This window comes from Mycobacterium sp. E2462 (genome assembly GCF_001672685.1).
In the GTDB taxonomy this organism is placed as follows: domain Bacteria; phylum Actinomycetota; class Actinomycetes; order Mycobacteriales; family Mycobacteriaceae; genus Mycobacterium.
Window position 1 is genome coordinate 1 of record NZ_LZKC01000208.1, and the last position, 7,552, is coordinate 7,552.

The 7,552-nt window shown below is 71.0% G+C and carries 9 protein-coding genes and 2 pseudogenes; 5 read left to right on the forward strand and 6 right to left on the reverse strand.

Translation table 11 applies throughout. From position 1 onward, the window contains the following. Nucleotides 1-312: pseudogene (locus A5714_RS10525) on the forward strand (hypothetical protein); the annotation flags it as partial. A gap of 60 nt (nucleotides 313-372) precedes the next feature. After that, on the forward strand, nucleotides 373-714 hold the full coding sequence (locus A5714_RS10530; RefSeq protein WP_068285071.1) for a hypothetical protein: 342 nt from the start codon (nucleotides 373-375) through the stop codon (nucleotides 712-714). Nucleotides 715-736: 22 nt separating this feature from the next. Here the strand turns inward: A5714_RS10530 and A5714_RS10535 are convergent, their stop codons facing one another. After that, nucleotides 737-1,339: a YqgE/AlgH family protein gene (locus A5714_RS10535; RefSeq protein WP_068070771.1), complete on the reverse strand. Its 603-nt coding sequence runs from the start codon at nucleotides 1,337-1,339 to the stop codon at nucleotides 737-739. 146 nt (nucleotides 1,340-1,485) lie between these two features. On the opposite strand from A5714_RS10535, the gene A5714_RS10540 reads away from it, so the two are divergent. Both A5714_RS10540 and A5714_RS10545 read left to right on the forward strand, forming a co-directional pair. After that, nucleotides 1,486-2,772, forward strand: coding sequence for an MFS transporter (locus tag A5714_RS10540; protein WP_068285073.1), 1,287 nt, complete (start codon nucleotides 1,486-1,488; stop codon nucleotides 2,770-2,772). Between the two features lie 44 nt (nucleotides 2,773-2,816). Beyond that, nucleotides 2,817-3,590 (forward strand): TIGR03084 family metal-binding protein, encoded by a 774-nt coding sequence (locus A5714_RS10545; RefSeq protein ID WP_068285082.1) that lies wholly within the window; start codon nucleotides 2,817-2,819, stop codon nucleotides 3,588-3,590. A 141-nt stretch (nucleotides 3,591-3,731) separates the two neighbouring features. On the opposite strand, the gene A5714_RS10550 is transcribed toward A5714_RS10545, so the two are convergent. Both A5714_RS10550 and A5714_RS10555 read right to left on the reverse strand, forming a co-directional pair. Further along, nucleotides 3,732-4,049, reverse strand: coding sequence for a DUF2710 family protein (locus tag A5714_RS10550; protein ID WP_068070773.1), 318 nt, complete (start codon nucleotides 4,047-4,049; stop codon nucleotides 3,732-3,734). A gap of 90 nt (nucleotides 4,050-4,139) precedes the next feature. Then, the gene (locus A5714_RS10555) at nucleotides 4,140-5,966 is read right to left on the reverse strand and encodes a DUF5632 domain-containing protein (RefSeq protein WP_068285075.1); all 1,827 of its coding nucleotides are present in this window, start codon (nucleotides 5,964-5,966) and stop codon (nucleotides 4,140-4,142) included. Nucleotides 5,967-6,049: 83 nt separating this feature from the next. Between A5714_RS10555 and A5714_RS26545 the strand changes: the two genes are divergently transcribed. Then, on the forward strand, nucleotides 6,050-6,193 hold the full coding sequence (locus tag A5714_RS26545; protein ID WP_197513635.1) for a hypothetical protein: 144 nt from the start codon (nucleotides 6,050-6,052) through the stop codon (nucleotides 6,191-6,193). A gap of 19 nt (nucleotides 6,194-6,212) precedes the next feature. Here the strand turns inward: A5714_RS26545 and A5714_RS10560 are convergent, their stop codons facing one another. From A5714_RS10560 to A5714_RS26550, 3 genes and pseudogenes are all read right to left on the reverse strand, one after another. Then, on the reverse strand, nucleotides 6,213-6,533 hold the full coding sequence (locus tag A5714_RS10560) for a DUF2694 family protein (RefSeq protein WP_068070779.1): 321 nt from the start codon (nucleotides 6,531-6,533) through the stop codon (nucleotides 6,213-6,215). Beyond that, the gene (locus A5714_RS10565) at nucleotides 6,530-6,847 is read right to left on the reverse strand and encodes an ESX-1 secretion-associated protein (RefSeq protein ID WP_068285077.1); all 318 of its coding nucleotides are present in this window, start codon (nucleotides 6,845-6,847) and stop codon (nucleotides 6,530-6,532) included. Before A5714_RS10565 ends, A5714_RS10560 begins: the two co-directional genes overlap by 4 nt. 48 nt (nucleotides 6,848-6,895) lie before the next feature. Then, nucleotides 6,896-7,552: pseudogene (locus A5714_RS26550) on the reverse strand (hypothetical protein); the annotation flags it as partial.

Below are 7,552 nucleotides of genomic sequence, written 5' to 3' on the forward strand. Positions count from 1 at the left end.
GCCGACACACCCGGCGGGGCGCCCGCGAAACTCCCCGCGGGCATTCAGGCCGCGGCGCCGGCGGCGGCTCCCGTCCCCGTCGCGGCGCCCCCGCAGGTCCCCGTCGCCGCGCCGGCCGCGGCTCCCGCGCAACTCCCGGGCCCCGCGCAGATTCCCGGCGTGGCTCCCGCGGCCGCCGCGCAGGTTCCCGGCGCAACACCGGCCACCGTTCCCGCGCAGACGCCGCTGGCGAACCAGCAGCGCACACCCAATCTGCTCGCGCTGGTCCCCGGCCTGCCCCCGCTGCCCAACTTCTCCTTTCTGCAGCACTGACGCGCGGGCACCCGCCGAGCCCGATGCGCGGATCGGCATCCGGGCTCGTATTGTGAGGCCATGCTGATTGCGGGCGTGCTGTGCATGTGTGCGGCGGTCGCCTCGGCCGGGTTCGGGGCCTGGTCGCTGGCGCATCACCAGAACATCGGCCCTACCGCGGTGGTGTTGCGCGCCATGGCGCCGACGCAGCTGGCGGCGGCGGTGATGCTCGCGGCAGGCGGCCTGGTCGCGCTGGCCGCGGCCCCGCACACCGCGCTGGTCGTGCTCGTCGTGTGCGTGATCGGCGCGTTCGGCACGTTGGCCGCCGGCTCCTGGCAGACCGCCCGCTTCGCGGTGCGTCAGGAGGCGACGGCGCCGGCGTGCGCCGGCAGCTGCGTGGGCTGCACACAGACCTGCCACTGAAGCGTCGGACGGGATCCCCGACCTAGTTGCGGCTGAGGTCGATCGGGTGGGTCGCCAGTAACGACAACGGCAGCGGCTGGCGCCTCAGCACGTCGCCCCACAGGTCCGACCGGGGCCCGACCAAGACGTCGGACGGCAACGCGGACAACACAATCCAGTCGTCGCGTTCGATCTCGCCTTCGAGCTGCCCGATGGTCCAGCCCGAATAGCCCGCGAAGATTCGCACCCCTTCGACCAGCGGAGCGAGCGAGTCGGGGTCGGCGTCGAGATCCACCATCACCACTCGGCCGTCCACATGCCGAAGACCCGGGACCCCTTGCGGGTCGGCGCCGATGCGCAGCGTCGCCAGGCACAACGCGGCGTCACGCTTCACCGGCCCCCCGATGAACATCGTCTTGGGTTTGGCGGCCAGCTTGGCCCACTGCGGCAGCACGTTGTAAACGGCCGTCTCGCTGGCGCGATTGAGCACGACGCCCAGCGTGCCCCCGTCGTTGTGCTCGACGATGTAGATCACGCTGCGACGGAACGTCGGTTCCAGGAGGTCGGTGTTGGCCAGCAGCAAAGTCCCCGCGCGCACCCGCTGCGCGGCCGGCGCGACATAGTCCTCTGGGTCTTCGGGCGGCACTCCCCCATCATCGCATCCTGTCCATCGTCGGCCAGGGCAATCGAGCGCGGGCCGCGATTTTTTGTACTGTTGTCAGGGCGGCTCTGACCGCGCGAGTCCGCCAGCCCTCCCACTCATCGGAAGTCGGTTCGTTGATCCCCACCCGGATGCAGTCCAGCGCACCCGTCGCCGTCTGGCGCACGGTGCGCGCCTTGCCGGATTTTTCGCGTCTGCTGCAGGTGCGGATGGCGAGTCAGTTCGGCGACGGCCTGTTTCAGGCGGGGCTGGCCGGTGCGCTGTTGTTCAACCCGGACCGGGCGGCCGATCCCCTCTCGATTGCCCGGGCTTTCGCGGTGCTGTTCCTGCCCTACTCGTTGCTGGGGCCGTTCGCCGGGGCGCTGATGGACCGCTGGGATCGGCGGTTGGTGCTCGTCGGCGCCAACATCGGGCGCCTTGTGCTCATCGCCGCGATCGGGACGATCCTGGCCGTGCGCGCCGGGGACATGCCGTTGCTGCTGGCGGCGTTGGTCGCCAACGGCTTGGCGCGGTTCGTCGGGTCCGGGCTGTCGGCGTCGCTGCCGCACGTGGTCCCGCGCGAACAGGTCGTCACGATGAACGCGGTGGCCATGGCCGCAGGCGCCATCGCGGCGTTCTTCGGCGCCAATTTTATGCTGATCCCGCGTTACCTGTTGGGCGCCGGTGACCAGGGCGCCTCGGCCATCATTTTCCTCACCGCGATCCCGGTGGCGCTCGCGTTGCTGCTGTCGTACCGATTCGGTTCGCACGTGTTGGGTCCGGACGACACCCGGCGAGCGATCCACGGGCCGGCGAGCTACGCCGTGCTGACCGGGTGGCTGCACGGGGTACGCACGGTGGCCCAGCGGCCGACCGTCGCCGCCACGCTGTCCGGGCTTGCGGTGCACCGGATGGTGGTCGGGATCAATTCGCTGCTGATACTGCTGCTGGTTCACCACCTGCCGAACCCACAAACCGGGGGATTTGGCACCGCGCTGCTGTTCTTCGCCGCCGCGGGCCTCGGCGCATTCCTGGGTAACCTGGTGACGCCGCCGGCGATCCGGCGGTGGGGTCGTTACGCGACGGCCAACGGCGCGATGTTGCTGTCGGCGGTCGTGGAGGTGGCCGGCGCCCACCTCGTCATCCCGGTGATGGTGGCGTGCGGCTTTCTGCTCGGTGTGACGGGGCAGACGGTCAAGCTCTGCGCCGACTCCGCCATGCAGATGGACGTCGACGACGCCCTGCGCGGCCACGTCTTCGCAGTGCAGGACGCGGTGTTCTGGGTGGCGTTCATCCTCGCGATCACGGTGGCCGCGTTCCTGATCCCCGACGACGGGCGCGCGCCCGCGTTCGCCCTGTTCGGGTCGGTGCTATACGTGGTGGGGCTGGTCGTCCACAGCGTCGTCGGCCGGCGCGGGGAGCAGGGCACCGATCGCTAAGGTGCGTACATGACGACGCCTGCAACCCGTTGCCGGAGACGGCGGTGAGCGGTCCCGCGCCCGTGGTGGCCGACCTGCGCGCGGAGAGTGCGGACCTCGACGCGCTGGTCGCACCGTTGCCGCCGCAACGGTGGGCCGACGCGACGCCCGCGCCCGGGTGGACCATTGCGCACCAAATCGGGCATCTGCTGTGGACGGATCGGGTCGCCCTCACCGCGGTAACCGACGAGGCCGGGTTCGCCCGGGTGCTGCAGGGGGCGGCTGACAATCCGGCAGGGTTCGTCGACGCCGGTGCCGAGGAGCTGGCGGCGCTGCCGTCGGCGGAGTTGCTGGCGGAGTGGCGGTCGACCCGCGACCGGCTGCACGACGCGCTGCTGACGGTCCCCGCCGGGCGCAAGCTTCCGTGGTTCGGGCCGCCGATGAGCGCGGCCTCGATGGCCACCGCGCGGCTGATGGAGACGTGGGCGCATGGCCTCGATGTCGCGGACGCCCTCGGCGTCAGACGAGTCGCGACCGAGCGGCTGCGGTCGATCGCGCACCTGGGCGTGCGGACCCGCGACTACGCGTACGCCGTCAACAACCTGGCCCCGCCGGCCGAACCGTTTCTGGTGGAGTTGCGTGGCCCGAGCGGCGATCTCTGGACCTGGGGACCACCGGACGGCGATCAGCGCGTGACGGGATCCGCCGAGGACTTCTGTTTTCTGGTGACGCAACGGCGGCCGCTACGCGAGTTGGACGTCGCGGCGGAGGGGGCCGACGCGCGGCGGTGGTTGGAGATTGCGCAGGCGTTCGCGGGGCCGCCCGGCGCCGGGCGATGAGCGCGCCCAGCGCGCGAAGAGAGCCGGCGCCGCATCCACCAAGCGCCGGGCGATGAGCGCGCGCAGCGCGCGAAGAGAGCCGGCGCCGCATCCACCAAGCGCCACAGCCACCAAGCGCCGGGCGATGAGCGCGCGCAGCGCCTAGTGCAGCGGGCCGCCGTAACTGGCTCGATTCTCCGCCTCGGCTTCCTCGCGCAGCGCGGTAATCGCCAGGTTGAGCCGATCGGCAAGCTCGCCGTGCCCGTAGGCGGTCATCACGCCGGGGTGCAACGTGAGATTGAGGAGCCGGCCGTCGGAGTTGGCGACGGCGGTGATGTCACCCAGGTCGACGCTGTAGGTGACGGCCTCCGCCTGGGCCACCAGGGCTTCCCACTTGTCGGCCGCCTCGCTGAGCTCTCGGAGCACCGATTCCACGAGGTCTTTGTCGCTGAGATTCGCGCGCCTGCCCGAACCTGACACCGTGTCAGTATCGTCGCCCTGTTGGAACAGCGTCAATTCGTGACTTTGGGGCTGTGGGCCCGAAGGTGCGGCGGCGCTGACGCCCGCCGGTCACGAGGCCGGTGCCGCGAGCTTCTGGTACCAGGCCAGGTGGTAGTTGGCCGAGACGGTGTCGCCGCTGGCGATGCCCTCGGTGGCGGCCATCAGCAGGCACTTGTGTAACAACGCCTGGTCGACGCGGGTTTGCTGGATCAGCAGTTGGTAGCGCGCGGTGTCGAGGTGCACCCGCAGCACGTCGACCTCCTGGTCGACCACGGCGACGCCCGCGGCCGCGGCGTCGGCCAGCCGCTGCACGATGCGCGGCAATCCCTCGTGCCGCCGGATGGCGCCGCTCAGCGCTCCGGCCAGATCGTCGATGACGGGCAACCGGCGCGGTTCCAGCGAGGACTTGGTCGTCGCGAAACCGGCCGAACGCCGCAACGAGTCCCCGGGCGCGTAAGTCACCACGTGCGGCGCGTCACCGATCAGCGCCGCCACCTTGCCGGTGCGCCGCTCGGGCTCGAGCAGTCGCACGCCGTCGGGCAAGGTGATGCCCGACGGTATCCATCCGTGGGCGAGGTCCGTGACCAGCACGGTTGTGCCGTCCGCGCGTTGACCCACCGCCCAACTCAGGCGGGGTTCCTGCCGGACGACGAACTCGAGGAGCCGGTTGAGCCGGTCGGCATCGAATGTCATTGACGGCGAGCGCTTTTTGATGGGCGGTCGGGCGCTGGGTTGTGTCGCCGGCGCCTCCTGCCGGGCGGCCTCTGGGGGGCCGGGTGCGGGTGGCTGGGCGCCGGCAGCCGGTTCCGCGACTCGAGGTGGCGCGGCAACGGGTTCCTTGGCGGGGACCACCGCCGGGACGGCCTCGGTTGCCGGTGACTCGGCCACCGACCCGGCCGCGTCCGGCGACTCCGGCGCGGCCTCCGCCGCGACGACGTGGTGGCGACCGCTGTCGGTGAGTTCCTCGGCGCGACGCGGCGCCGACAACTCCTGCTGGGGCGTCTCGGCCACGGGCTCGACGCTCGACTCCATCGCCAGACCCTGCCTCGGCGGCTCGGCGACGAGCTCCTCGCTGGTTACCGGCGCCGGGAAGGCCTCGGTCTCGGCGACATCAGCCTTTTCGGCTTGCACCGCCTGCTCGCCGGGAACCTCGGGCTGGGAGACGTGGTGACGCCCATTGCCGGCGTCCTGCGGAACCTCACCAGCACCCGTCTCCGGCTCCACGACCGGAGGCGGCGGCGCTTCGGTGATCACCGGGATGATCTGCGTCTGGTCGAGGGCCGAGGCCGCCGCGGCATCGTCGCCCGCGACACCTTGCTCCCTCGACGTCACGGGCGAATCGACCGGTCGCGACTCGGCGGCGTGGTGGCGGCCGTTCGCCTCGGCTTCCGCCGGCGTCGGTTGGTGGGGAAGCGCCCTGGCCGCCGCCTGGGCGAAGGGATTGGTCGTCACGGGAAGGATCTGCGTGCGTTCCAGGTCGGGGCGCGCCGGAGGCTCGACCCGTGGCCGAAGCGGGTGCGGCGGCGGGGGACCGGTCGCTTTAGCCCGCACCGCGTGCAGCTGACGCATCGTCGACTCGACCCGCCGCACAGCGCTGGCGCGGGCCCCGTCGATGACGCGAGCCTCCGCCGCCTGCCGCGCCGGGTCGGGCATGCCGGACCGTTTGAGCATTTTCAGCTCGTCGTTGGCGTCGGAGACGATACGCCGCAGGTCGGCCTCGAGATACTGTGCGAGGGAAGCGGTTTCGGGGGTGGGATTCGACAGTTCCGCCGGCCACAAGCCACCGACCACCCAAGGGGTGCAATCGATGGGAGAGCTGAAGGCGGGAGTCGCCAGTGACTCCCGGGTAGCTCTCCGGAGGCGCTGGCGCGCCGTCATCCGACCGAAGATCGCCACCCGGCTAAGCGTACCGGTATCCGGTCGACCACTTATGCAGACAGTGAATTGTGCAGCTGCGGGCCCCTGCGTAGCCTGAGGATATGGCCGAATCCGCCTTGCAGCAGCAACTCGACGAAGTGCGGGCCCTGCTGGCCCGCGCGCGAGAGTTGTTCGGCCCCAATCCCGTAGAGCCGCCCACCGACATCGCGCCCAACCCCGACGCGGCCAAGGGCTGGCTGCTCTAGGCGAGGGTTCCGACGCCGGTCAGGACCGCTGGTTCACGCCGTCACGGCGGCGTAATTTGTGCGCCAACAGCTTTTCGATCGCGGCGTCAAGATCTCGGTTCGTCGGAACCTCCGCGGACGGCGTGTGTCCGGCCGCCACGATCTCGTCCCGAATTTCTAGCAACGCCTTCAGGCACGAGACGTCGGCGGTCAAAAGGATGCCCCGCGCCAGCGTCGCGGCGTCGGTCTCCATGGCCTCCTCGCTGAGCGCGACGCTGTGCATGTAGCCCCCGCGGCAGGACCGAACCAGGATGTGTCCGCTCGGGTGAACGGTGTCGAAAGCGGGGTTGGCGTCGGTCATCGACCGCCGTCGACGATGCCGCGGAACTGCTGCGCCGCGCCCTGCTCGTGCTCTTCCCACAGGGCCGCCGACGCGGTCAGCTTGTCCGCCAGGTCTGCGTGGTCCGAGGCTTGCTGTTCGTAACACTGTCGCCGGAGCTCCAGCAGCTCACGGCCGGCGTCGCGTAGTTCGCCGAAGATCGGGCCGAGCGAATCGAGGCTGTCCTGGATGGCGGCGTGCGAGGACGGGACGGTGCGCAGGTAGTCGGAGGTCTCCTGATGATGCGCGGCGGCCTGACGCAAGTGCGCGGGCACCACATGAATCGACTCTGCCATCCGCTTCTCCTGTTCACAGCTGCCGGCCGGGCCGGCGGGTTCACTTTCTCAGGTGGTCGACGAGGTCGCCGGCCGGGTCGGTGTCGGTGCGTCGGGCTTGGCCGGGGCGGTCGCCGGCGCGGCCGGTGCCGGCGGGTGCTCCCAGCCTAGAAAGCTTGGTCCACTCACGGTGCTGATGTGCTGAATTTGGCCGTCCAGAAGCGCCTTCTCGGGCCCCAGCGCGACGGTGTGCCGATCGGTGAAGATGCCGATATCCCCGGGCGCCAGGCGTGCCGGCTCGATCGGGTTGGCCACCGGCGTTCCGGGGGGAGGAAGGGTCAACCCTTGCTGTTGAAAGGCCTCGGCGATGGGCGCACCGGCGACGGCGGCCTTGATGGCTGCCGCCAGTTGTGGGCTCGCCGCGGTCACGGTTTCGCCGTCCGGCAGGGCGACGGGCGTGGGACCGACCGGAAGTGTCTCATCCGGCATCGCCGCATCGTCGTCGCTCGGGGCGGCCGGATCCTCGTCGCGGTCTTCGGGGAGATCCGCTTGGTCGGCGTCCGCCGGGGTGTCGTCGTCCACGTCCTCGACCGCGGGCCTGTCATCGCCGAGCGCCGCATCGAAAGGCAGTCCGCCCGCGGGTTCCCACCCGGCCCCGGACGCCGGCAGCCCGCCCAGCCCCGGCAGCGATCCGCCCCCGAAGGCGGGCATCGCCGGCGCCGCGGG

Coding starts and splice junctions, on each gene's coding strand:
- A5714_RS26545 (WP_197513635.1), top strand. CDS start 6,050: ATGGCCGAATCCGCCTTGCAGCAGCAACTCGACGAAGTGCGGGCCCTG.
- A5714_RS10560 (WP_068070779.1), bottom strand. CDS start 6,533: ATGACCGACGCCAACCCCGCTTTCGACACCGTTCACCCGAGCGGACAC.
- A5714_RS10540 (WP_068285073.1), top strand. CDS start 1,486: ATGCAGTCCAGCGCACCCGTCGCCGTCTGGCGCACGGTGCGCGCCTTG.
- A5714_RS10565 (WP_068285077.1), bottom strand. CDS start 6,847: ATGGCAGAGTCGATTCATGTGGTGCCCGCGCACTTGCGTCAGGCCGCC.
- A5714_RS10530 (WP_068285071.1), top strand. CDS start 373: ATGCTGATTGCGGGCGTGCTGTGCATGTGTGCGGCGGTCGCCTCGGCC.